Origin of the sequence: Filomicrobium insigne, assembly GCF_900104305.1 — a bacterium.
GTDB classification, from domain to species: Bacteria; Pseudomonadota; Alphaproteobacteria; order Rhizobiales; family Hyphomicrobiaceae; genus Filomicrobium; species Filomicrobium insigne.
In genome coordinates this window covers 534,215-557,954 of the sequence record NZ_FNJC01000003.1, presented here as the reverse complement: position 1 = coordinate 557,954, position 23,740 = coordinate 534,215, and the positions used below count along the sequence as shown (strand labels likewise).

Sequence of the window (23,740 nt, the reverse complement as noted above, 5' to 3'; positions counted from 1 at the left end):
TAAAGACTTTGTGACGCCTGCCACCGCTTGGGCGACAATTGCCGTTTAAGCGGCCGACTGTGCAACGATCTTCTTGGCGGCGTCGATCCAACCCTCGGTTGCGATCTGCCCCTTGAGCTTCAGCAGACGGTCAAGCGCTTCAGCCTGCTCTGCGTCAAGATCTGCAATTTGCCAGTAATGGAAGACGCCGGCGTCGTTGAGGCGCTGCTCAAGCTTCGGGTTGATGCCGGTAATCGCCTTGAGATCGTCCGGTTCGCCGCGTGGAGCTTCGATGCCCTTGAACGTCACCACAGCTACTGGCAGATCTTCAGCTACCGGCGCCTCCGAAGCGCCGATATCCACGCCGGATGCGGTTTGGCTGCGTTCTAGACCATCCAGTGCCGCGCGTGAGACCAAGTCGCAGTAAAGAGTGATCGCTCGGCCTGCGTCGTCGTTGCCCGGGATTGGGAAGTCGATGCCGTCAGGATCGCAGTTCGTATCAACGATCGCAATAATCGGGATACCCAACTTACGAGCTTCCTTGATCGCGATAGATTCCTTGTTCGTGTCGATAACGAACAGAAGGTCCGGCACACCACCCATATCCTTAATACCACCCAGGGACTGGTTGAGCTTGTCGCGCTCACGCTGGATGTTGAGGATTTCCTTCTTGGTGCGCCCTGAAGGCTCGGCGAGGATGTCATCAAGCTGACGCAGACGGCGGATTGACTGAGATACGGTCTTCCAGTTCGTCAGCGTACCACCTAGCCAACGGTGGTTCATGAAGTACTGCGCCGAACGCTGAGCAGAATCCGCAATTGCTTCCGAGGCCTGACGCTTTGTCGCGACAAAGAGTACGCGGCCGCCACCAGCAACGGTGTCGGAAATCTTAACCAACGCCTGATGCAGCAGCGGCACCGTTTGCGTCAGGTCGATAATGTGAATGTTATTGCGTGCGCCGTAGATAAAGGGCGCCATCTTGGGGTTCCAGCGGTGTGCCTGGTGACCGAAGTGAACGCCAGCTTCCAATAGCTGACGCATGTTGAAGGCGGGAAGCGCCATCTCGCAAATATCCTTGTTTTCCGGTTGGACCGCCGCGAACCTGGAGAAAGGCGCACCCCATACATATCTGGGGCCGACCTCACCGGAGCGACCGGACGGGGCTTTTAATCCGCCAAGCGCTGAAGGTTCGCGTGTGAAGTGCGACGGCTTATACGAGTCTTCGGCCGTGATTGCAAGAAGGGCGGGCAATTTCGGCTAGCACGCGTTCGTCACGGTCTCAGGGCGAGCCACGGGGCTCTAACTCACTTGTATCAGCGCCCATCCGGATCAGATTTCTACAATCTGCTCAATGCCACGTACGGTTGCCAAGATTCCTGCCTGGGCTGGGGAAACGTCATATTTCCCCGGAAGAGCGAACTCCAGCTCACGGTCTTTGACGGGCAGCACAAAACGCACCTGTCCGCCGCGCGCGCCGGGCGCGGGTGGCTTGAGGTAACTTTTCAACTCGTCGAAAGTTGCATCGGCGTTTTTGATGTGGGCTGGGCTGAAGCGCAGTAACAGTCCACGATCTATGGCCGCCGTGGCCGCATCCAGGCTTTCGAGACGCTGGACGCGCATTTTGACCGTGTCGCCATCGCGTTCGGCTTCGACGGTCACGAGAACGGGCGTGCCCGCCTGGAGCAGATCGCGTCCGGCAGCCAGGGTATCGGAGAAGATGACAGCCTCGAACTGACCGCTGGCATCCGAGAACATTGCAAAGGCAAACTTATTTCCCTTCGCCGAGCGCCGTTCGCGCGCCGATACTACGATGGCCGCAAGTCGGGCCGAGGTTGCCCCCTTCGCCGTTGCGAGCTCGAACTCCGCATAGCGGCGGACGCCGAGCTTTTCGAGAACCATGGCGTACTGGTCCAAGGGGTGACCAGACAGATAGAACCCGACACTGGCAAACTCGTTTTCCAAACGCTCTAAAGGCGTCCAGCCTTTGGCGGGGCGCAATGCCAATGTGGGCTCGGTTTCGCCCAATCCGAACAAGTCGTTTGTGCCCGCTGCTGCATCGGCATCGCGCCGCTGTGCCGCTGCGAGGATAAGGTCGGCATTTGCACACACGATCGCGCGATCGGGTTCGAGCGCGTCGAGCCCGCCCGACTGTGCCAACATTTCGATCGCGCGTTTGTTGACCGCCTTTGGATTCAGGCGGCTCGCAAAGTCGGCCAATGACTTATAGCGGCCGTTCTCCTCACGCGCCGCCACGATGGTTTCGACGGCGGCCGGACCTACGTTCTTCAACGCCGCGAGAGCATAGCGGATTGCTCCCCGTGCAGGCTGAGGCCCTGACGGTGCCTCCTCGGGTGAGGGTTCAGCGAGAAACTCAACCTCGGACGCATTCACGCACGGTGGCTTGATCTCGATGCCGCTTCGTCGTGCTTCGGCGACAAACACAGCAAGCTTGTCGGTGTTGGCCATATCGAGCGTCATCGACGCCGCAAGAAACTCTTCGCGGTAGTTCGCTTTGAGGTAGGCCGTGTGATAGCTGACCAGCGCGTAGGCGGCGGCGTGAGATTTGTTGAAGCCGTACCCGGCGAATTTGTTGACCAGTTCAAAGATATAAGCTGCGTCGGCTTTCTTCACACCGCGCTCGACGGCCCCCTCAATGAACCGCGCCTCGTGGCGCGCCATCTCGGCTTTGTCTTTCTTACCCATGGCGCGCCGAAGCATGTCGGCTTGACCAAGCGTGTAGCCGCCCATCACCTGGGCAATCTGAATGACCTGCTCCTGGTAGATGATAACGCCGTAGGTTTCCGAAAGGATGCCCTCGAGCATCGAATGGAGACAATCAACGGGCTCTTCGCCATGTTTGCGATTGATGTAGGTGGGGATGTTGTCCATCGGGCCAGGCCGATAGAGAGCAACCATAGCGATAATATCTTCGAAGCGGTCGGGCTTGAGACGCTTCAAGCTCTCGCGCATGCCCGTGGATTCCAACTGGAACACACCGACCGTATCAGCCCGAGCTAGAAGCTCGTAGCTCTTGCGATCGTCGAGCGGCAGCGCTGAAAGATCAATCTTTATGCCTCGACAGCGTTCGACCATTTCAACGGCCTTCTGCAGCACTGTCAGCGTTTTGAGGCCGAGGAAGTCGAATTTCACGAGGCCCGCGGCCTCCACCATCTTCCAGTTGAACTGGGTGACGGGCATCTGCGATTTCGGATCGCGGTAGAGGGGGACGAGTTCGTTGAGCGGCCGGTCCCCGATCACCATACCAGCGGCGTGCGTCGACGCGTGACGGTAAAGCCCCTCAAGCTTCTGCGCTTTTTCTAGAAGCTGAGCGACGATGGGTTCGGCATCTCGCTCCTCCTGGAGACGTGGTTCGGTCTCGATCGCCTCCGCCAATGTGACTGGATTGGCCGGGTTGTTGGGAACGAGCTTGCAGAGCTTGTCGACCTGCCCATACGGCATCTGCAGCACGCGGCCGACGTCGCGTAGAACCGCGCGTGCTTGCAGCTTACCGTGCGTGATGATCTGGGCGACACGATCCGCCCCATACTTTTCCTGCACGTAACGGATTGTTTCGTCACGCCGGTCCTGACAGAAGTCGATGTCAAAGTCCGGCATCGAGACGCGTTCGGGGTTCAGGAAGCGTTCGAACAGAAGGCCAAACCGCAACGGATCGAGGTCTGTAATTGTCAGCGCGTAAGCAACCAACGAGCCCGCGCCGGAGCCGCGCCCAGGACCCACCGGGATGCCCTGCGACTTACTCCATTTGATGAAGTCAGAAACGATGAGAAAGTAGCCGGGGAACTTCATCTTCGAGATAACGTCAACCTCGTAGGCAAGCCGCTTCTCGTAATCTTCCCGAGTAAAACCCGCCGCGAGAGGATGAGCCGCCAATCGCCGCTCCAGACCCTCTTCCGCCTGACGTTTAAGTTCGGCGGCCTCCTCTTCGAGCAGATCTTGCTCAGTCTTGCCTTCCAGGCTTGCAACGAACCGCGGCAAAATCGGCTTGCGGCCGAGCGGCCGGTAATGGCAGCGCTGTGCGATCTCAACGGTGTTCGCCAGGGCCTCAGGAAGGTCCGCGAATGTCTGAATCATCTCCTCGCGGGATTTGAAGTAATGCTCCCGCGTCAGGCGCCGCCGGTTGTCTTCAACGACGTAGGACCCTTCAGCGATGCAGATCAGGGCATCGTGGGCCTCATAGTCATCCGGCGTCGCGAAGTAGGCCTGGTTGGTGGCAACGATTGGAATTTCAAGATCATACGCCAGTTGCAGAAGTTGTGGCTCGTTTGTCTTTTCGACGCGGACACCGTGCCGCTGAATTTCAACGTACAGACGATCGCCGAAGGCCGCTCTCAGCTTTGTCAGCCGTTCATGGGCGAGTTGCTGTCGATCCTGCGCCAAGGCCGTATCGATCGGTCCGTCGGGGCCGCCTGTGAGGACGATAAGCCCTTCGGCCAGTTCGCAGAGAGCAGAAAACTTCACATGCGGTGGCTCTCCATCAGCCACATCCAAATGCGCCGCGCTGACCAACTTCATGAGGTTTGCGTAGCCGGTCTCGGAGGCCGCCATCAGTGCAAGGTAGCCATCTCGTGCAAAGCCGACGGGCCTTTCGGCGCGGCGCAGCTCATCCTTTTCCCCATCCTCAAAATCGACGCTCAGCGTTGCGCCGACGATGGGCTGAATGCCGGCTCCGGCTATCTTTTCTGAAAACTCTAGGGCGCCAAACAGATTATTCGTATCCGTAAGTCCCAAAGCCGGATAGCCATGCGTGGCGGCCAAGCCCGTGAGCTTTCCGATCGGCAAGGCGCCTTCCAGTAGCGAGTAAGCAGAATGCACCCGCAGATGCACAAAACCTGGCTGCGCCGTCGCAGCTACCGGTTTGGCGGTCACGGAGGATGGAGTTGGAGCGTTCATAACGGGCGAACTTATAGGATTCTATCCTCCGAAAGCGAGTAGGTCCCGTCGTCCTGTTAACAAGCTGGTGATGGCTGGCGTGGAGGATTTCCGTGGCTCGGAGAAAACACACGACCCGAAATAAACGGCACGTGTCCTTTCGAACACTAAACACTCAACAATGTCGCCATATCACACTCAGTTGAACGTTCGGCAATCCCTGGCAAAACGGCGCATTCCATCCCCCCGCGACGCAGGCGAATCGCTGACGAAATAAAAAACGAAGCTTTCCTCCAGCTATATTCTTCATTCGACTTTAAACTCAGGTTTTTTTTCGGGGAACATTTCGCCCAGTGCGGTCGTTGCTTTTTTGACAACACCACCGCAAGTCGGTGACATGCTGGGGAAATCGGCGCGTAGCGTCTCGATCACCGGCCATAATCTAGTAGCCTCGTGGAGACGAACTTGGGCGATGCAAAACTTAATTACGATAAACAAAGATTTTGCCGTCGCGAAATCTGAACCACACCCAGAGCAGCTGAAGGAATTCGCTGCTGATGGTTTTCGTTCGATCGTAAATCTGCAGCCCAAAGAAGAAAAACAAAAGATTCCCGAGGATGTCGAAAGGCGATTGGCTAAAGAAGCTGGGCTTACTTACCGCCACATCGCTGTTTCGAGGAATGAGCTGGATAGCCAGGTCGTGGAGAAATTTCGACAGGAAGTCGAAACGCTTCCCAAGCCCGTGGTAGTCCATTGCGCTTCCGGCAAGCGTGCAGGGGCGCTCACAATGATGCATGTCGGTGTGACGACAAATCAGTCGGGAGAGGAGACTCTCCAGCACGCCAAAGCAATAGGATTTGACTGTGACACGCCACAACTCGCAAACTTCATCCGGGACTACGTCGACCGCGCCCGCGACGCGTAAAATGGGTTCGCCTGCCCCTCTTGACGTAAGACATGCGGCTGGCTTGGTGCTGTACGGCTCCGTAGATGGAACCTCTGATGCGCTCAAGCAGTTCATTCGATTGGCGAAGAATGATCGCTCGCTTATCGAGAAGCTTCGCTAGATCGGCGTGCTTCGCAGATCTCGTTTCATAATGGAGTTCCCCGCGTAACATCCCACAGCATTTGGAGCCCGTAGAGTTTGGGGAAGCGGATAACGCGCTTTTGCGTTGTCCCCATCACCTCAAAGGGCCGCAATGCTATGCGTCGGGCAATCTCCGTTCTTGGAATTGGCATTCTTTCGCTTTGGGCTTCCGTCCCTAGTTTTGCCGGGATGCAGAATGATTTGAAGGACTGCGCTGCGGCAAACCGTACGCAGAGTGCGGGAGCATGCACACGCATCCTCGCCAGCGGCCGTCTTCCGAAAAAGCAGTACTACATCGCATACTTCAATCGCGGCTGGTCCCACCGCAACGCGGACGACAATGCGAAGGCGTTGGCTGATTTCAATCGTGCCGCGAAATACCATCCCGGCTACTCTCGGACATATGCGAGCCGCGCTCTCGTCCACAACGACCTGGGAAACCTCGAGGAGGCCGTTCGTGACCTCGACCGCGCGATCGCGCTGAACTCTGCGGATTGGTCCGCGTTTTTCAGCCGGGCCGTTATCCTCCGCAAACTCTCGCGTCGCGAAGATGCGCTCACCGATCTGGATAGATCCGCGCAACTCAAGAAGGACGAAGCCAAGGTCGGCATCTTGCGCGGGCTCGTTCTCGCGGAATTGGGCCGCTTCGATGCGGCGCACCGCCAAGTTCAAGACCTCGCGTCTACCAAAGCCAGCAAGGCGGAAGTTTCGTATGTGCGCGGCGTGCTGGATCTGCGCGAAGGAAATTTATCGAACGCATTGGCTCACTCCAACACTGCTATAGATCTGGAGCCGACATTTACCGCAGCATATGCCCTGAAGGGCGAGATCATGGAAGCACGCGGCGATAATGCGGCGGCCAAGATAGCGTACGAGCGAGCGCTCAGCGCGCCTCCTCGCCTCCTGGATGGCAAGCAGGCCAAGCTCACAGCGCAAGAGCGTGTTGCGAGTCTGACCGGCAGGCTGCCTTCCGGAACGACGGCGATGCAGAACAAACCTTCCGTTTCAGATGGTCCGTTAGGATGTCGCCGGTACATCCCCGGAGCGTCACTGACGATCGCTGTTGCTTGCGACTAGGTCCGGCAGCAACGCTGCTTCCTTCTCAGAGACAATTTTCGAATATCAGTCGGGCGGTAGACCCATTAGATCCACCGCCCGGCTGCCCCCGATCGCGTCACCCTGCATGATACTAAGACGCGCCTTGGCTCACGCCGAATAGTGCGACGCTAGCCAAACATTTTTGCGAAGAACCCTTTCTTTTTAGGAGGGGCGGCCGCAGCTTCGGCGGCTTTGGTCATTACGCCTTCGAGAGTTGTATACGTAACGAGCCAGGCTTCTTTCGTCTCTGGCGTAAAGTCATCACCCAACCCCTTCTCCAGAGTGTAGATGAGCGCGGCACCCACAGGCTTATAGTGCTCGGCCGTTACGCCATATCCGACGTGACGACGTCCGAGATCTTCCACGGCCGGCAAAATCTTCTCGATCTGGTGAAGATTGGTGACCGCAGTTGCCAGCATGCTCATCAACTTATCCTTCTGACCTGAAAGGTCTTCGGGAAAGAGAGGACGAACTTCAGGCGCGATCTCGAACAGGCGCGTGTAGAAAATATCCGCCGCCTGTGGTGCGATCGGCACGACTTTCTTGAAACTCTCCTGGACGAGTTTGACTTGCTCCGGTGTCATCATTTATCTCCGACGTTGTCCAATGGCCGACCGCCGCGCGCTTGTTGCCCAGCGCACTGAGCACACGCTTGGTTACGTTGTTCCTTACTCGGTCATCGGAATGCGGATCACGACGCCGCCCAACACGTCTCCCAACTTGAAATCCGTGCGCGGACTGTCTTTGTGACCGTTGTGGCAAGATGCACAAACCGGCGCCACGGCAACGTCTGCATAGACGGCGGTGAAGTACTTCTTGCCGCCGAGCTCTTCGACCGCGGTGTACTTCTCGTCCTTGTTTTTAGATACGAATTCCAAGCCAGCCTTTTCAGCGTCTGTGCGCGGAGCGTTTTGCTTGTTGATCGGCCACAGCGACAAGAGCGAGTAGGAGAACTTGTCAGTCTTGTCGGCGACCATCTCAGCACCGAATCGGAACATCTGCGCCGGCAAAGGGAGCGCCTTGTTGTCTTCGAAGTGCTCACTTGCCGTGATGACCTTGTCTTTAGTGGTCAGACGCCCAACGACCTGTTTGGTGTATACGGTGCGGTCGGCGACCATGACTGCGATCAGCATGTCGGCGACGTCTTCATATGCGACCCCTTTGGCGTTGACTGCCGCCGCCGCACCCGCGCACAGCACAACAGCACCCGACAGGACCGCTACAACAGCCGACTTCGAAAATTTGATCATGTCCTTCTCTCCTTTTCACCACCTGTTAGACTTCTCGAAACTCCGACGTTTTCTTTGATGGCCATTATTGGTTGGCCTTGGCTTTCTCCCGTTCCTCAACACGCTTCTTCACCCAGTCGATGCTTTCGACCTTCACGGCGGGCTGTCCCGAAAAATTGCGTTTGATGAGGTTTTGATCGGCGAGGGCATCGATCGAAAAACCGAGTCCATGACACTCCATGCAGACGGAGCGGATCATCTTTTCGTTGGGTCGCAGATTGTCGTTCTGATTGTGGTTTGCGACGATGCGTTCACTGTAGGTCGCAGGATCTTCGACCCATTGCCGTGGCATATGGCAGGTCGCGCAACTGACGCCCGTTCCCTTCGGTTTGACGCCTGCGATTTCATCTTGCCAGAGCTTGTAATGAGACGATCGCTCATAGGCCTTCGTGTGCTCGTCTGCATGGCAGGACGTACAGCTTTCGACCTGGGCTTTCATGGCATCGAATGTGTGGGCGCCATGACAGCTTGTGCAGGTGAGTTGTTCCGCATGGGCCTTGCTCGACATCGGCAAGCGGGCCATCGAGACCTGCATGGGCGTCAGCGGCTTGTCGCGAAAAATGCCGAAGAGGCCTGCGACTTCGCTTTTCAGCCCCTTCGCCAATCGCATGCCGTGCTTGCCTTGGGTGAAGGACGAGGCTTCGGGCGCATGGCATGTCGTGCAGACGGCGGTACTGGGCTTGTCGGTCCAGGCGTCAGCTATTTCGGCTGCGTCCTTTTTGTCGGGTGCGTGACAGCCCGCACAATTCACACCGGCTTGTGCGTGGGTGGTGGCCAACCAATCATTGTTGATCTTTTGGTCGCTCAGCTTGTCTGCTGGTGCATTGGCCACGCCGATAGTGATCAACGGTTCGCGCGGTTCAAGCGGCTCATTCTTTTCCGCGCGCAGCTTGAAGATTGCCAGCTCTTTCACATCCTGCTGGCCGGCGTGCTTTTCCAAGAAATCTTCATAGAGAGCGCGGTTGTCATGGTAGTTGTGGCACCCTGCGGACGCACAAGTATCAAAGCCAATATTCAAGTGGCTCGGACGATCCTTGCCGACTTTCTCGTGGCACAGTTCGCAATAGTCGCCGGGCAGCGTGACTCCCATCGGCCCCGTGATGTCCGGCTTGTGCTCTCGATGGCAGGTTACGCATTGCGTCGCGTTGAGCTTGGCCAATCGGTCGGCATTACGAGGATCGCGAAACTTCTTGAGCGGGTGTGAATCCTTGGCGGCGGCAAGCTCGGCCTTGTGGCAGCTGAGACAGGCTTCCTGCAGCACCTCTCCTCCACCAAACGGTGAAGTATGGCAGGCTTCGCAGGCCAGTTCGATCTGGTGATGACCACTCGTAGTCTTCCCAATTAGAAGGCTGGCGCGCAGAGGTCCTCCGTAGATCATCGCAGCCAGCAAGATGCCGCCGCCGACGAGCGTTGAAACTACCCACAAGATCCATAATTTTGCGGTGCGGCTCACGGGTGCGACCTCAATAAAAATAGACGCTGAGGATGTGCAGCGAGAGCAGCGTCGGCAGAGGCCAAAAGGCCAAGAGGTGCAACCAGAACGATGCATCCTTTAGTGTCGCCGCCGTCCCTGCATTACCGAACAACCGGTGTTCCAAAGCCGTTGCTATTCCTGCCGCCGCGCCTGCTAGCGCGAGGGTTAGAAAGCTCGCCATCAGCCAAAGATTGAGATTGTCTCCCAGACGAAATCCGGTGTGCGCGGCGAGGACCGCCAGCGCGGTAACGCCCATGAAGATGTGGAACACGCGCCAGCCCGCGTAACCTCCGAGCTTGCGCAGGATGGGGACACGCTTACGCACTGATAAAACGACGGCGAGTACGGACAAGGCCAGCAAGACGTAGCCGCTGATCTGTTTCGTGATACCATCAAGAAAGAGGAGTTCGGGTAAGCCGCGTCCCGTGATCGTGGTCGCTGTCGACCAGATCGGCAGAACCAATATCAGCGCCGCGAGGATCGCTGCTATGCCAGATGTCACCGCGATTGCCGTTGCCGCGCCGGCAGGTTCGCGTTTCGGCGGCGCTCCCAACAATTCGCCGATGTGTATTTTACAGCTTCCGCACACGGTCGACGCGCCGGTGTCGCGCTTGATGTCGTCGAGTGATCCCGCACCAAGCGCAATCGCATCACCAATCTGGCCGCGTGTTACGCCTGTGCAATTGCAAACGGTCGCGGCGCGCGGCCAATCACGCACTGATTGAGGTTCGCGTTCCGGCCAGACGATGCCATTCGCTTTGAAGCGGAACCGCTGCCAGGGCAGCAGAAGCATCTGCTTCCTGATTGCTTCCTGCAGCCGATTGATTTCAGACCAATCGCCGATCGCGACCGCACCGACAAGGCGGCCACGCTTCAAGACCAGGCGGCGATAAATTTTGCCGTCGGCGTCGGCATAGGTCAGGCTGTCGAGTTCTGGGCGCTGATCAAGTTGTTCGGTATCGCCCATGCTGAAGACATCGGTGCCGATGACTTTCAGCTTCGTCACGGGCATCGAACCGTCGTATGTCGAAGCCTGACCTGTTATGTGGCGGGCGGCGATCGCCGCTTGGTCCAGGCCGGGTCCCACCAGACCATAGACGTGTCCGTTGAACTCCGCGCATTCGCCAGCGGCATAGACGTCAGGATCGCTCGTTTGAAGTGTGGGGCCGACCTTGATGCCGCGTCCTACGGCCAAGCCGACATCGCGGGCGAGTTCCATGTTCGGGCGGATGCCGGTGCAGATTATGATTGTATCGCAGTCCAGCACTTCGCCGGATACCAGCTCCAACCCGGTTACGCGATCTTCTCCAACGATGCGGCTGACCGTGCTTCCCGTGCGCACGCCGATGCCCATTGCTTCGACGTCACGTGCCAAGAGTTCACCGGCGCACGCATCGAGTTGGCGCGCCATGAGGTAGCTTTCGTGTTCAACAACAACCGTGTCGACGCCCCGGTCCGCCATACCGCGCACGGCTTCCAGGCCCAGAAGTCCACCCCCGATGACGATGGCTCGTCTGGCGCGAAACGAGCGCGCGACAAGCTTTTCGACATCATCGAAATTGCGGAACGTGTAGACGCCATTTTTGTGCGCTCCCGGAATGGGGGGAACGTGGGCGCGTGAACCGGTGCAGATGATCAACTTACCATAGGGCCAGATGCTGCCTTGGCCGGTCGTGACGACCTTATGGGTGCGGTCTATGTCGACGACGCTATGACCGGAATATACGGCGACCGTTCCTGGCCCGGAAAACTCCAAGCTTTGCGTGACTTGTCCAAGCTGGACTTCTCCGGACAACAAAGGTGTGAGCTTCACGCGGTTATAAGGACGCCAGCGTTCGGCGTTGAATACGATGACGTTCTTGCCGGCACGTGACAGTTCCTGAGCGGCGCGAATGCCCGCCGGACCACCGCCGATAACGACGATGGGGTCCTGTGCGATGCCGCGCTTTCCGTCGACGAGGGTCGATGCGTCTTTCAGTGTTTCGGCGCGGGCCGTGACGTTCATGACCGCAACTCCCAGGTACGCCTGGAGGCGGTTCTCGTCACGCTGTGGATCGTGGCTCTGTTAGAGTCGTTCAATCGTGCCCCCGCGAATTTTTGGTGCGGCGCGCCCGATGTCAGTTGCTGCCCGAACGCGCCGCTTCTATCCCGAAGGCCACTAAGGCCCCCGATGCGGCGGAGCTCCTTGCCGAGCGGCTCCAACCGCGGGTGCAGTGCGAATGACGGTCGTAGAGTTCGCACATGCGATCTGCTTAAGAACAAGATCTGTGCCAATCTGCTGCAACGCAGCATTGGCGGGCTTTCGCGAGATAAAAGCGGTATCAATCAGTGTGGAATTGACTGCCGAATTGGCAGTGTTGCCATGTAAATGTTCACGCCATCTCTAATGGCCGCGAAAATCTCGCGGCGCGGCGAGGGAAGCCCATTTCCATTGGGCCAACGCAGTCGTTTCGGGCACTTGAACGCTCTGCAAAGGGAAATAAAAATAATAATCGCAGCAATAAATGCGAGGCGACGTGCGTGATATTCCACCACGCCGCCTCGGTCATTTTCTGAGGTCGGCGACTTTAAAGGGATGCCGTTGCGCCGTCAGCGCGTGGATCCGTGGCACCTGAAATGACGCCGTCCGGTCCGATCGAAACCATGCCGGCATGCCCCATCATGTCGTCGTAAGCCTCAACGACTTCGACGTCATGACCAACCTTCCGCAGCGCATCGATCAGTTCCGGCGCGAACCGGCTTTCGACTTTCAAGTTTGTAGAGTCTTCTCCCCACGTCCGGCCGAGTAGCCATCTCGGTGCGGAAACGGCAGCCTGCATATCCTGTCCGAAGAGAACGTGGCGGGTGAAGATCGCGGCCTGTGTTTGCGGCTGCCCCTCGCCTCCCATCGTGCCGTAAGCGACCGTGCGCCCATCATTTAGCCGCGCGAGAGAGGGGTTCAGCGTATGGAACGGCAAGCGGCCGGGTTCCAATTCGTTTGGACCTGGGTGAAGCGTGAAGCTCGCTCCCCGGTTCTGCCATACGACTCCAGTGTCAGGGACGACCAGTCCAGAACCAAATTCCCAGTAGATGCTCTGGATATAGCTGACAACGTTGCCGTGTCTGTCGGCCGCGCCCATCCAAATCGTATCGCCAGGCTTTGCCGTGTGAGGCCACGGCGCTGCACGGGCGGTGTCGATCGCAGCGCCTTCGCGATCGAGCGTCGCCTGTTCGAGCCATGTTTTCCAGATGTCGCCCATGCGATCTGGATCGCCCAAGTGAGCGTTGCGATGGATGAAGGCCCGCTTTGTCGCCTCAACGAGACCATGGATGTGATCGAACCCGTCGCGCTCTTTGACGCCGAGACGCTCAAACACACCTAGGATCATCAATGCCGACGCGCCCTGGGTCGGGGGCGGCATGTTGTAGACATCGCCAACGGCGAGACGGACGGTGGCAGGTGTCACGCGCTTTGCGCGGAATGCTTCGAGATCATTTAAACTCAGAGGGCTGCCCGTCGCCTCCAATCCGGCTCCTAGCTTGCGCGCGAGATCGCCGCGATAGAAATCATCAAGCCCCGCATCCACGAGCTGTTGCAGCGTGCTTGCGAGTGCCGGTTGCTTCAGGACTTGCGCGAGCTTCGGCGGTCCATCGGAGGCGAACGTTGCCGTGAAGCCCGGCACGTCTTTCAGTTCGCTCCACTTGGCTTGCGTTAGGTGGACCTGTGATGCCGTGACAGGCACACCATCGCGCGCATGCCGGATGGCGTCTTCAAGCAACCGTGCAATCGGCACGCGCCCTCCGGCCTCAGCCGCCAGACTGTGCGCTTCCGCCCATCCCGAGATGGCTCCGGCAACGGTCAGCGCCGCACGCGGTCCTCGCGTCGGTATCGCGGAATCACCATGCTCTTCGTAGAAGGCCTTCGTCGCTCTCGCCGCAGCTGGTCCACATGCGCGTACGCCGACCGGCTCTTTGCCGGGGCGGGAAATCACCCAAAAGCCATCTCCGCCAATGCCATTCATGTGTGGATAGGCGACCGCTACGGCTGCTGCTGAAGCGATCATAGCCTCGATGGCATTGCCACCCTCACGCAGGATTGTGGCGCCAGCCTCCGCCGCCAGATGGTGCGGTGCGGTCACCATTCCGCCGAGGCATGTGCGTGTGCGAAGCATGTTTTCGTCCTTCTCTTTCTGGATATCCCGAGCTAGTCTTCCGTTGTCTGCACATTAATCAGGCACCATCAGACCTGAACCGGACTAGGCAGGATACGGACTGATCAATCTCTAAGCATTGTGACCTTCGATCGAGCAGCGAGTTATTCTGCCGAATGCAAAACTGGCGCGGATTCAATTGGTTATTCACTGGCATGGCAGTTGCTAGCATGTTTGGGTCCGCAACACGGGTAGGAGGATTGCTATGAAACGACGGGATTTTCTAAAGGCCGCCGGTGTGACGTCTGCAAGCACCGCTGCAGTCGTCGCCGCACCAGCGATCGCGAGGGCACAGAGCTCGTTCAGCTTTAAGATGACGAACGCGTACCCACCGGGAGCGCCTTTCTACACAGTAGGGCCGGGCAGTCCGACCGACTTCTGTAAGAAGGTCGAGACAATGTCAGGTGGCCGCCTCAAAATCCAGCACTTTGCAGCCGGTGAGTTGATCCCTGCTCTTGAAGGTTTCGATGCAGTCCAGGCCGGCACCGTCGAAATGAATGCCGCCAACGCCTACTTCTGGGCCGGCAAACTGTTCGCTGCTCAGTACTTTACGACCGTCCCATTCGGCCTGAACTTTTCAGGCGTGAATGCATGGCTCTATCACGGCGGCGGTCTCGAGCTCTGGCACGAATTGTACAAACCGCTCGGTCTTATCGCGTTCCCGATGGGGAACACGGGCTTGCAGATGACCGGCTGGTTCCGCAATCCGATCAAGTCGGTCGACGACTTCAAGGGCCTCAAGATGCGTATCCCGGGCCTTGCGGGGAAGGTCTACAAGGAGCTTGGCGTCGATGTGAAGCTGTTGCCGGGTGGCGAAATCTTCCCGGCTCTGGAGCGCGGCGTTATCGATGCTGCCGAGTTCGTCGGACCGTTTCAGGATCGCCGACTGGGACTGCAGAACGCAGCGAAGTACTACTACACGACGGGCTGGCATGAGCCTTCCAACGTTACGGAACTCCTTATCAGCCTCAAGGCTTGGGAGTCGCTGCCACCAGACCTCCAGCAAATCGTCAAGACGGCGGCTATGGCTTGCAACCTGGAAAGCTATGCCTGGTCTGAAGCCAACAACGCCGATGCGCTTGAGGATCTCGTCAAGAACCATGGTGTGAAGGCGGACGTTCTCCCGCCAGATGTCGTGACGAAGCTTCGTGAAATTACCTTCAAGGTCTTGGACGAAGAAGCCGCCAAGGATCCGCGTACGAAGAAAGTTCACGATGCATTCATGGCCTTCCGGGCGAAACATCGTTCCTGGTCAAACCTCAGCGAAAAGCCTTACCACGACTCTCTCGAATAGCTCCGGGGCGAAATTGCTCTCATGCGAACAACGCTCATGTCCGCCGTCGGCCGGATCGACAGTTTTGTCGGTCTGGCCGGCAGGGTGACCGCATGGCTAGTCCTTGGACTGGTTCTGTTGGTCGCCTTCAACGTGCTCCTGCGCTACGGCTTCGCGGTCGGCACTGTGGCTTCACAAGAACTCGAATGGCACATCATGGCGGTTACTGCTCTGATCGGTATGTCATACGGGATCAACAGAGGAGATGAAGTCCGCGTTGATATTCTCTACGCAGACTACGGCCCGAGGATGAAAGCTGCCGTCGATGTGCTGGCAGGTGTTCTGACGTTTTTCATCGCTCTCGTTTTCGCCTACCTCTCTCTGGCTTATGTGGCGCAGAGCTATTCCTTCCAGGAGGGATCTCCTGATCCGGGTGGGCTACCTTACCGCTACATTCTCAAGGCGTTTCTAACGGTCGGATTTGTATTGCTTGCGCTGCAAGCGATCGTGCAGACGGCCCGAGCCCTTGTTGCTTTCCTCGATGCCGGGAAGAGTGGCGCACAACAAGCGAGTGTTTCCCCAAATGGAAAATGACGTTTTGGCCATGTTGATGGTCGGTGGGTTCTTCCTGCTGCTCATCACAGGGATTCCAGTTGGGATCAGTCTTGCTGTTTCCGGATTGGTTTGCGGTTATCTCGGCTTCGGTCCGGGCCTCTTCAACCTCCTGCCGGCACGGGTCTACGGCGTCGTTACGAATTATACGCTGCTCGCTCTGCCGTTATTTATCTTCATGGGGGTGATGCTCGAAAAATCCCGGTTAGCGGAGGACTTGTTAGAGACGATAGGGCTCGCGATGGGCGGGCTGCGGGGGGGAATGGCGCTCGCCATCATTCTCGTGGGCGTGCTCATGGGGGCTTCGTCCGGCATCGTCGGTGCGACTGTTGTAACGGCCGGCCTGATCGCGTTGCGTCCGCTCATCAAGCGCGGCTACGATCACGGGGTTTCCTGCGGCGTCATTTGCGCATCCGGCACGCTCGGCCAGATCATCCCTCCTAGTCTCGTTCTCATTCTGCTTGCCGACATTATGGGGGAATCTGTCGGCACTTTGTTTGCCGCTGCTCTCTTTCCTGGGCTGCTGCTTTCCGGCCTCTTCGTGCTCTACGTTCTCGGGCTGGGACTACTGGCTCCCAAGACAGTCCCGGCCATTCCGCAAGACGAACGCCAGGCTCTCTCGAGAGGTGAGCTCGCGAAACGATTGGTGAAAGTCGTCCTGCCGCCGATTGGTCTCGTCATAGCGGTCCTTGGCTCGATTATCGGCGGGGTCGCCGCCCCAACGGAAGCAGCTTCGCTCGGTGCGTTTGGCAGCGCTTTGCTCGCGTTGGCATCCGGGCGGCTTTCCTGGAATGTGTTACGTCAAGTCTCTCGTGCGACGCTGTCGACGAGCGCCATGGTGTTCTTCATCCTGATTTGTTCACAGCCGTTCAGCCTGTCCTTCCGCGGGCTTGGGGGCGAGCACATGGTCCAGGAGATGTTTGCCTTCGTCCCAGGCGGTCTTGAAGGTCAGATCCTGTTCTTGATGCTGATCCTGTTCGTGCTCGGCTTCTTCCTTGAGTGGATCGAGATTTCTTACATCGCGCTGCCGATGTTCCTCCCGATCTTCGCATCTGCCGGCGTGGACATGACCTGGATCGCAATCCTGGTTGCGGTCAACCTGCAGACGTCGTTCCTGACCCCACCTTTCGGATGGGCACTCTTCTTCCTGAAAGGGGTCGCACCTCCAGAAATCACCACTGGGGACATCTATAGAGGCGTTGTGCCCTTCATCATGATTCAGTTGGTAGGGCTCAGCATGCTGTTCTTCTTTCCGGGCATTGCCACGTGGCTACCGAATGCCATTGGTTGGTAGCGCTCACCAAACGCAAACGGGCAGCGAAATTCGCTGCCCGTTTCGGTTTCATTCCTCTCAGTTTCATTCCCCTCGAACGCATTGACGGTCAGACGAGTTGACCCGGCGTCATTTCCACGAGATGGCCGTCGGCCAATCGCACAACACGATCCATACTCGCGGCCAATTGTAGATTGTGCGTCGCGATGAGCGCGGAAACGCCAGTGCGGCGGATCAGATCAATCAGCGATTCAAATACATGATCCGACGTTTTCGGATCGAGGTTGCCAGTCGGCTCATCAGCAAGAAGCAGGCGCGGCGCATTGGCGAGCGCACGGCAGATGGCTGTGCGTTGCTGTTCGCCACCCGACAATTCCGCCGGCCTATGATGCAGACGTTCCGCGAGCCCCATGTTGCTTAGCAATTCACTGGCGCGGTGATTGGCTTGCCGCCGTGACGTGCCCAGGATCAATTGCGGAATAACGACGTTTTCGACCGCGGAGAACTCTGGCAGAAGTTGGTGGAACTGGTACACGAACCCCATCTCATGCCGGCGCACGCGCGTCCGTTCACGATCCGAAAGCTTCGAACAGTCGCGCCCTCCAATAAGGACGTGACCTGAATCCGGTGTCTCCAACAGGCCGGCGACATGTAGCAGCGTCGATTTACCCGCGCCGGACGGACCGACGAGAGCGACGGCTTGGCCGGGGTAGATTTCGATACTCGCACCGTCGAGCACGCGGATCTCACGGTTGCCCTGACGATAGTGGCGCCGCAGATCTGCGAGTTGAAGAACGGGGTGGATGCGGGGTGCCTCAGTCACGGTAGGTTGCCTCACTCGTAACGAAGGGCTTCGACGGGATCGAGCGTAGAGGCTCGCCATGATGGATACAGCGTCGCGAGGATCGACAACGCCAACGCCATTAGCACGATGTAGATTGTCTCATGAACATCGATGCTGGCGGGCAAACGTGTCAGGTAATAGACGCTCGGATCAAAGATCTGCGTGTTCGTGATCCAAGCCACGAACTGACGGACCTCCTCGATGTTCGCGCAGAACACAATGCCAAGAATCAATCCTGCGAAGGTTCCCACGATACCAATCGAAGCGCCGGTGATCAGGAACACGCGCATCATTGCGCCTCGGCTGGCCCCCATCGTTCGCAAGATTGCGATATCTCGTCCCTTGTCTTTGACCAGCATCATCATGCCGGAAATGATGTTGAGCGCCGCGACAAGGATGATCAGCGACAAGATGATGAACATGACATTGCGTTCGACTTCGAGCACGGTGAAGAAGGACGCATTGCGCTGCCGCCAGTCTGTGACCTGCACTCCCTCTCCGGCCGCCGCTCGTATGGCATTCGCGTATTCGCCAACCCGTTCGGGATTATCGACAACAACTTCGAGAACGTCGGCAGCGCCGTTTCGCGAGAAGTACTTCTGCGCCTCGTCGAGCGGCATGAAGATCATCGTGCGGTCGTATTCGGACATGCCCATCTCGAACACGGCCTGGATCTTGTAGGCCTTGGTGCGCGGCGCAGTCCCGAACGGGGTGGTGGCGCCACGCGGGGATACGAGAGTTATAGAGTCGCCAAGCATCACGCCCAGCGCGTTTGCCAAGCGCGTGCCTATGGCGATGCCGCGGGCTTGGTCAAAGCCATCAAGCGTTCCGAATTGGATGTTGTCGGAAATGAGCTTAAGGGCTTTGACGCCATCTTCGGTTATGCCGCGGACCAAGCCGCCGGTTGCTTGCGCCGGCGAGGAGACCATGACCTGGCCTTCAACCAGGGGAAGCGCATGGTGTACGCCGGGCACCCTTTCGATCCGCGCTGCCACATCATTGTAGTCGGTGAACGGTTCATTGGTTTTCAGCACGACGATGTGACCGTTTAACCCGAGGATTTTTGAGAAAAGATCCTCGCGGAAGCCGTTCATGACCGCCATCACGATGATGAGCGTGGCGACGCCGAGCATAATGCCGATAAAGGAGAAACCCGCGATAACGGAGATAAAGCCTTCTTTACGGCGGGCCCGCAGATAACGCCAAGCCAACATCCATTCGAAGGGCGCAAACGGAGCCGTGTCAGGTATCGACGTCTGCTTCACGTTTGCCATCCGCTTTCCTCTGGTTGCTACCGTCCGTCCGCTGCGTCCTAGCAGAGAACCCGCCCGGACTGCACCAGATCTATGACGCGCGCAAGGCCAGCTTCGAGCGAAACGGTCTCACGGGTGCCGTCGGCACGCACCTTAACCTCAAGTTCGCCCGTTTTGAGGCCCTTAGGCCCGACGATCAGTTGATACGGTATGCCTATGATATCCATAGTGGAAAATTTCGCCCCGGCGCGTTCGTCGGTATCGTCATATAGAACATCGATGCCGGCGTTGCGCAGTTTCCCGTAGAGATCTGCACATGCCGCATCCGTTGCCGCGTCGCCGGTGCGCAGGTTGAGAAGCCCGACTTCGAACGGTGCAACAGGCAGAGGCCAAACGATCCCTGCGTCGTCGTGGCTTGCTTCGATAATCGCCCCGACGAGACGGGACACGCCAATGCCATAAGACCCCATTTGGAGCGTAACCATCTGGCCGTCCGGGCCCTGCACACGCGCGCCCATGGGCTCTGCGTATTTCGTGCCGAAGAAGAAGATGTGTCCGATCTCGATGCCCCGCGCCGTAACTTGGCTTTCTGCGGGTACTTCTGTGTCGAAGCGCTTCGCATCGTGCATTTCATCGGTCGCCGCGTAAAGCGATGTCCAGGCGTCAACGATCGGAGACAGATCTCCCAGGAAGTCGGTATCCGCTGGGGGAATTGCGCCTTCGATGAGGTCGCGATGGCAGAAGACCTGGCTCTCACCCGTATCGGCGAGAATGATGAACTCGTGGCTCAAATCACCGCCTATGGGGCCGGTATCCGCGGCCATAGGTACTGCCTTCAGTCCCATACGGGCAAACGTGCGAAGGTAAGCGACGAACATGCGCTGATAGCTGCGCCGCGCGTCTTCCGCGGTAAGATCGAACGAATAGGCATCCTTCATAAGGAACTCGCGACCACGCATCACCCCAAAGCGGGGGCGGATCTCGTCGCGGAACTTCCACTGGATGTTGTAAAGGTTCTTGGGAAGGTCGCGGTAGCTCTTCACGCTGTCGCGAAAAATAGCGGTGATCACTTCTTCGGCAGTCGGGCCATACAGCATGTCGCGCTCATGGCGATCGGTGATGCGCAACATCTCCTTCCCATAGGCCTCATAGCGCCCGGATTCGCGCCAGAGATCGGCCGATTGCACCGTCGGCATAAGTACTTCAACAGCGCCTGCGCGGTTTTGTTCTTCGCGCACAATCGCTTCAATCTTCTTGAGCACCTTGAGCCCCAGAGGGAGCCAAGAATAGATCCCCGCGGCGGACTGCTTGATCATGCCCGCGCGTAGCATCAGCTGGTGGGAGACGATCTCTGCTTCCTTAGGCGTGTCTCGCAGAACAGGAAGGAAATAACGGGAAAGATGCATGACGCGCGTTTCGTCTCCTAAGATGGGATCGCAGATGTTTCGCGGATCGCGGCAGCTCGGAGCAACGGAAGCACGAAGACGATCCCGCTCCCCATGCGTCAAACGTCAAATCTATACGGCCGTCGACCTGTGCCGCTCATAACCATGATTGGTGTAGCTTGCAATCCTGCCCGCGATTTATGCCGCGTTCTGCAGGGTTATATGCTGTTCTCAGTCCCAGCTTTTCGCGACACGAAAGTCCGTTTTCTCGGCTTCGAATTTTCTTTGCAGATTCTGCACTTTCCACCGTGACAGTCGGCCGCAGCTGAGCTATGTTCCGGCCGTCAAGAAAAAGGGTCGAAGCCGATGTATCGAGCGGTAAGCGCCCAAGTCTAGGGGAAGAAGCACCATTAGAGCCGACTCGTTTGGCTCCAATGTACTCCAGTTACCCTGTTCGTGTAGCAGGGGGAGGTCCTAATAAGAAAGGCGGTTCAGCCGCCGACCAAGAAAGGAGCAGCGGCTTACACCGGGCTCCTTTTTTGTTGTCTATTGCTCGTCGGTTCACAAAGTTCGTAGCGTTCAACTGGGACGTGCGCCCGGTGCCGTCGGCATTCCAACATCGATGAGCCGATACGTAATGACGACCCAGACGATCGCAAACACGATGGCGGCAACCAACGTGTTGATGAGGAAAGTCCGCAGCATTCGCGGCCTTGCTGGAGCACTTTCCGGCGTACCTGGCACAATCTCCCCTTCTTCATCTTGGCTCCGGACGCCAAAGGGAAGCACCGCAAACAGCGTCAACCACCAGATAATGAAGTATAATGCCGCCCCGAGGGTGAAGTTCATTTTTCATGTTCCTTAGGTGCGTTGGCTCGCCGCTTGTCGGGCTCTGCGTCCGACGCGGGAGGCCTATGGCGTTGTCGCGAGGACTTACGCTTGCTCCAATTCGGTCAGCGTTCCGCAGAAGTCTTTCGGGTGCAGAAACAAGACCGGCTTACCATGTGCGCCAATTTTCGGCTCTCCGTCACCGAGCACACGCGCACCTTGCGCTTTCAATTGGTCTCGCGCAGCGATGATGTCATCGACTTCATAGCAAACGTGATGAATGCCACCATCAGGATTGCGCTCTAGAAATTTGGCAATCGGCGAGTTCTCGCCCAGCGGCTCCAAGAATTCGATCTTGGTGTTCGGCAGTGTCACGAAGACGACCGTTACGCCGTGGTCAGGCTCGGCCGTAGGTTCGGAAACAGTGGCACCTAGCGCATTGCGATAGACGGATACCGCCGCGTCGAGATCGCGCACAGCGATCGCCACATGGTTCAAACGGCCGATCATTCTTGAAGTCTCCTGAATTCTGAAGTTGCTTGTTATTTCGAGCGGGGCGCCGACTGCTGGTCGATCACATGTAGCAATACTTTTACGATCGGCTTCTTTCCCCACTCCTCATAGATAGAGGAGCGTACCGCACGGCGAACCGCATCACGGACCATCTCGTGGTCCTTGCGTCTTGCCACCGGAATGCTGGCCATTGTGGCATCGACGGCATCGAGCGCAACATCTTCCATAGCATCGCCATCCTCCGTAACGAAGGGGATGCCATCCATCGCGAGATCGGCTTCGCCAATCATGATGCCACGACGGGACAAGGCGATCGATACCACCACAATTCCAACGACAGAAAGCTTGCGGCGCTCGCGGACGGGACCTTCTTCAGCGGGAATGATCAAACGGCCATCGCGATAGAGTCGGCTGGTTGGGACGTTCTCTAAGATCTCGGCTGGCTGCGGTGCGAGCCGAACGATATCGCCGTTCAATGGGCTCACAACCTGCGGCACGCCGGCGTTGGTTGCTAGGCGCGCGTGCTCTCGTAGATGGCGTGCTTCTCCGTGCATCGGCACGGCCACCTCCGGTTTGATCCAGCTGTAAAGCTGCTTGAGTTCATCGCGGCGTGGGTGGCCCGTAACGTGCACGAGCGCTTCATTATCTGTGAGCACGTCGCAACCTATTTGCGCGAGCTTGTTTTGTATGCGGCCCACTGCCTTTTCGTTTCCGGGAATGTTCCGGGACGAGAAGATCACTAGGTCGCCCTTGGAGAGTTGTATATCTGGATGTTCGTTGTCTGCTACGCGCGCCATCGCCGCGCGGGACTCTCCCTGGCTTCCGGTCAGGAGCAACACGACGTCGGAGCGGTCGATGTATTTGAATTCCTGCTGATCCAGATACTGCAGCTTCTCAGGCAGATAGCCGGTTTCTTTCGCGACCTCTATCACGCGATGCAGGGCGCGGCCCGCGACGACGAGTTGTCGGCCGGATGCTGTGGCTGCCTCGGCGACGGCTTTGACGCGACCGACATTCGAGGCGAAGGTCGTAACAGCGACGCGATGCGTGGCCTTTTTGATGATTTCGGTCAACGACCGCGCAACCTTGCTTTCGGAAGGAGAGATCCCTTCCCGCAAGGCGTTGGTTGAATCGCAGATCATCGCGTGGACGCCCTCGGCTCCGAGAGCCTGGAGCTTCGCGGCATCGGTTGGTTCGCCCGTCATAGGCTCGGGATCGATCTTCCAATCGCTCGTGTGCAAAGCCGTGCCGACGGATGTGCGCAAAATCAGGCCGGAGGTTTCCGGAATAGAGTGGGCCATGGAGACCAACTCAACGTCAAAGGGGCCAGCCTGAAAGCGCCCGCCGACCGGGATCTCGTTAATCTCGATGGCCATTTGTCCGCCGAACTGCGCCAACTTTGCGCGCAACATTCCGACTGTGAACGGCGTTGCATAAATCGGGACCTGAAGGCTCGGCCATAGCTCTATGACGGCACCAATGTGGTCTTCGTGCGCGTGCGTGATAACGATCCCAGCGAGCGCATCTCGCTGCGCTTCGATGAAACGCAGATCCGGCAGCACCACATCAACGCCCGGCTCGCCCTCTCCGGGAAACGTAATCCCCAGATCGACCATCAGCCATTTGCGCGACTTCTTTGCGCCGACCCCGTACAGGTAGGCGTTCATACCGATTTCGCCCAGCCCGCCGAGGGCTAAGAATACGAGTTCGTCTTCGCCATTGGCGGGTTTGCGCGCCATCAATGCCTTCTTT

General features: G+C 58.0%; 18 protein-coding genes. 5 read left to right on the top strand and 13 right to left on the bottom strand.

Features of this window, described 5'->3' with window-relative positions; genetic code table 11:
* Positions 1-45: 45 nt before the first annotated feature.
* Both BLS30_RS12705 and dnaE read right to left on the bottom strand, forming a co-directional pair.
* Positions 46-1,041 (bottom strand): 30S ribosomal protein S2, encoded by a 996-nt coding sequence (locus BLS30_RS12705; RefSeq protein WP_046480526.1) that lies wholly within the window; start codon positions 1,039-1,041, stop codon positions 46-48.
* A gap of 267 nt (positions 1,042-1,308) precedes the next feature.
* Complete coding sequence (dnaE, locus tag BLS30_RS12700) at positions 1,309-4,890, bottom strand: DNA polymerase III subunit alpha (RefSeq protein ID WP_090229195.1); 3,582 nt, start codon at positions 4,888-4,890, stop codon at positions 1,309-1,311.
* Between the two features lie 376 nt (positions 4,891-5,266).
* Between dnaE and BLS30_RS12695 the strand changes: the two genes are divergently transcribed.
* On the top strand, positions 5,267-5,794 hold the full coding sequence (locus BLS30_RS12695) for a protein tyrosine phosphatase family protein (protein WP_082101138.1): 528 nt from the start codon (positions 5,267-5,269) through the stop codon (positions 5,792-5,794).
* A gap of 279 nt (positions 5,795-6,073) precedes the next feature.
* A complete protein-coding gene (locus tag BLS30_RS12690; protein WP_046478784.1) occupies positions 6,074-7,033 on the top strand; it encodes a tetratricopeptide repeat protein in 960 nt (319 codons plus the stop codon).
* Between the two features lie 149 nt (positions 7,034-7,182).
* On the opposite strand, the gene BLS30_RS12685 is transcribed toward BLS30_RS12690, so the two are convergent.
* The 5 genes from BLS30_RS12685 to BLS30_RS12665 all read right to left on the bottom strand — a co-directional run bounded on the left by BLS30_RS12685 (position 7,183) and on the right by BLS30_RS12665 (position 13,968).
* Positions 7,183-7,638, bottom strand: a complete 456-nt coding sequence (locus BLS30_RS12685; RefSeq protein WP_046478787.1) for a globin family protein — start codon at positions 7,636-7,638, stop codon at positions 7,183-7,185.
* A gap of 84 nt (positions 7,639-7,722) precedes the next feature.
* Positions 7,723-8,304: a Tll0287-like domain-containing protein gene (locus BLS30_RS12680; RefSeq protein WP_090229192.1), complete on the bottom strand. Its 582-nt coding sequence runs from the start codon at positions 8,302-8,304 to the stop codon at positions 7,723-7,725.
* A gap of 64 nt (positions 8,305-8,368) precedes the next feature.
* On the bottom strand, positions 8,369-9,796 hold the full coding sequence (locus BLS30_RS12675) for a cytochrome c3 family protein (RefSeq protein WP_090229190.1): 1,428 nt from the start codon (positions 9,794-9,796) through the stop codon (positions 8,369-8,371).
* A gap of 10 nt (positions 9,797-9,806) precedes the next feature.
* Complete coding sequence (locus BLS30_RS12670) at positions 9,807-11,822, bottom strand: FAD-dependent oxidoreductase (protein WP_090229187.1); 2,016 nt, start codon at positions 11,820-11,822, stop codon at positions 9,807-9,809.
* A 562-nt stretch (positions 11,823-12,384) separates the two neighbouring features.
* Positions 12,385-13,968, bottom strand: coding sequence for a gamma-glutamyltransferase family protein (locus BLS30_RS12665; RefSeq protein ID WP_090229184.1), 1,584 nt, complete (start codon positions 13,966-13,968; stop codon positions 12,385-12,387).
* 244 nt (positions 13,969-14,212) lie between these two features.
* On the opposite strand from BLS30_RS12665, the gene BLS30_RS12660 reads away from it, so the two are divergent.
* Genes BLS30_RS12660 through BLS30_RS12650 form a run of 3 tightly spaced genes read left to right on the top strand, consistent with a single transcriptional unit; the run spans position 14,213 to position 17,186 of the window.
* On the top strand, positions 14,213-15,301 hold the full coding sequence (locus BLS30_RS12660) for a TRAP transporter substrate-binding protein (protein ID WP_046478798.1): 1,089 nt from the start codon (positions 14,213-14,215) through the stop codon (positions 15,299-15,301).
* 21 nt (positions 15,302-15,322) lie between these two features.
* Positions 15,323-15,874: a TRAP transporter small permease subunit gene (locus BLS30_RS12655; protein WP_046478800.1), complete on the top strand. Its 552-nt coding sequence runs from the start codon at positions 15,323-15,325 to the stop codon at positions 15,872-15,874.
* Positions 15,864-17,186: a TRAP transporter large permease gene (locus BLS30_RS12650; protein ID WP_046478803.1), complete on the top strand. Its 1,323-nt coding sequence runs from the start codon at positions 15,864-15,866 to the stop codon at positions 17,184-17,186. The genes BLS30_RS12655 and BLS30_RS12650 overlap by 11 nt, the downstream gene beginning before the upstream one ends.
* Positions 17,187-17,274: 88 nt before the next feature.
* Here BLS30_RS12650 and BLS30_RS12645 read toward each other — a convergent pair whose 3' ends face one another.
* The 6 genes from BLS30_RS12645 to BLS30_RS12620 form a co-directional block, all read right to left on the bottom strand.
* On the bottom strand, positions 17,275-17,988 hold the full coding sequence (locus BLS30_RS12645; protein ID WP_076605337.1) for an ABC transporter ATP-binding protein: 714 nt from the start codon (positions 17,986-17,988) through the stop codon (positions 17,275-17,277).
* 11 nt (positions 17,989-17,999) lie between these two features.
* Positions 18,000-19,283, bottom strand: coding sequence for a lipoprotein-releasing ABC transporter permease subunit (locus BLS30_RS12640; RefSeq protein ID WP_046478807.1), 1,284 nt, complete (start codon positions 19,281-19,283; stop codon positions 18,000-18,002).
* Positions 19,284-19,321: 38 nt separating this feature from the next.
* Entirely contained in the window at positions 19,322-20,668 is a 1,347-nt protein-coding gene (gene proS, locus BLS30_RS12635) for a proline--tRNA ligase (RefSeq protein WP_046478808.1), read from the bottom strand.
* Between the two features lie 558 nt (positions 20,669-21,226).
* Complete coding sequence (locus BLS30_RS12630) at positions 21,227-21,496, bottom strand: DUF1467 family protein (protein ID WP_046478812.1); 270 nt, start codon at positions 21,494-21,496, stop codon at positions 21,227-21,229.
* 84 nt (positions 21,497-21,580) lie between these two features.
* A complete protein-coding gene (gene mce / locus BLS30_RS12625; protein WP_046478815.1) occupies positions 21,581-21,985 on the bottom strand; it encodes a methylmalonyl-CoA epimerase in 405 nt (134 codons plus the stop codon).
* 32 nt (positions 21,986-22,017) lie between these two features.
* Positions 22,018-23,727, bottom strand: coding sequence for a ribonuclease J (locus tag BLS30_RS12620; protein WP_090229181.1), 1,710 nt, complete (start codon positions 23,725-23,727; stop codon positions 22,018-22,020).
* Positions 23,728-23,740: the final 13 nt, after the last annotated feature.

Excerpts from the sequence above, each read along its gene's own strand:
- BLS30_RS12630 (WP_046478812.1), bottom strand. The coding sequence starts at position 21,496 with ATGAACTTCACCCTCGGGGCGGCATTATACTTCATTATCTGGTGGTTG.
- BLS30_RS12650 (WP_046478803.1), top strand. The coding sequence starts at position 15,864 with ATGGAAAATGACGTTTTGGCCATGTTGATGGTCGGTGGGTTCTTCCTG.
- BLS30_RS12665 (WP_090229184.1), bottom strand. The coding sequence starts at position 13,968 with ATGCTTCGCACACGCACATGCCTCGGCGGAATGGTGACCGCACCGCAC.
- BLS30_RS12690 (WP_046478784.1), top strand. The coding sequence starts at position 6,074 with ATGCGTCGGGCAATCTCCGTTCTTGGAATTGGCATTCTTTCGCTTTGG.
- BLS30_RS12640 (WP_046478807.1), bottom strand. The coding sequence starts at position 19,283 with ATGGCAAACGTGAAGCAGACGTCGATACCTGACACGGCTCCGTTTGCG.
- BLS30_RS12660 (WP_046478798.1), top strand. The coding sequence starts at position 14,213 with ATGAAACGACGGGATTTTCTAAAGGCCGCCGGTGTGACGTCTGCAAGC.
- BLS30_RS12680 (WP_090229192.1), bottom strand. The coding sequence starts at position 8,304 with ATGATCAAATTTTCGAAGTCGGCTGTTGTAGCGGTCCTGTCGGGTGCT.
- mce (WP_046478815.1), bottom strand. The coding sequence starts at position 21,985 with ATGATCGGCCGTTTGAACCATGTGGCGATCGCTGTGCGCGATCTCGAC.
- BLS30_RS12685 (WP_046478787.1), bottom strand. The coding sequence starts at position 7,638 with ATGACACCGGAGCAAGTCAAACTCGTCCAGGAGAGTTTCAAGAAAGTC.
- BLS30_RS12705 (WP_046480526.1), bottom strand. The coding sequence starts at position 1,041 with ATGGCGCTTCCCGCCTTCAACATGCGTCAGCTATTGGAAGCTGGCGTT.
- BLS30_RS12695 (WP_082101138.1), top strand. The coding sequence starts at position 5,267 with ATGCTGGGGAAATCGGCGCGTAGCGTCTCGATCACCGGCCATAATCTA.
- dnaE (WP_090229195.1), bottom strand. The coding sequence starts at position 4,890 with ATGAACGCTCCAACTCCATCCTCCGTGACCGCCAAACCGGTAGCTGCG.
- BLS30_RS12620 (WP_090229181.1), bottom strand. The coding sequence starts at position 23,727 with ATGGCGCGCAAACCCGCCAATGGCGAAGACGAACTCGTATTCTTAGCC.
- proS (WP_046478808.1), bottom strand. The coding sequence starts at position 20,668 with ATGCATCTTTCCCGTTATTTCCTTCCTGTTCTGCGAGACACGCCTAAG.
- BLS30_RS12655 (WP_046478800.1), top strand. The coding sequence starts at position 15,323 with ATGCGAACAACGCTCATGTCCGCCGTCGGCCGGATCGACAGTTTTGTC.
- BLS30_RS12670 (WP_090229187.1), bottom strand. The coding sequence starts at position 11,822 with ATGAACGTCACGGCCCGCGCCGAAACACTGAAAGACGCATCGACCCTC.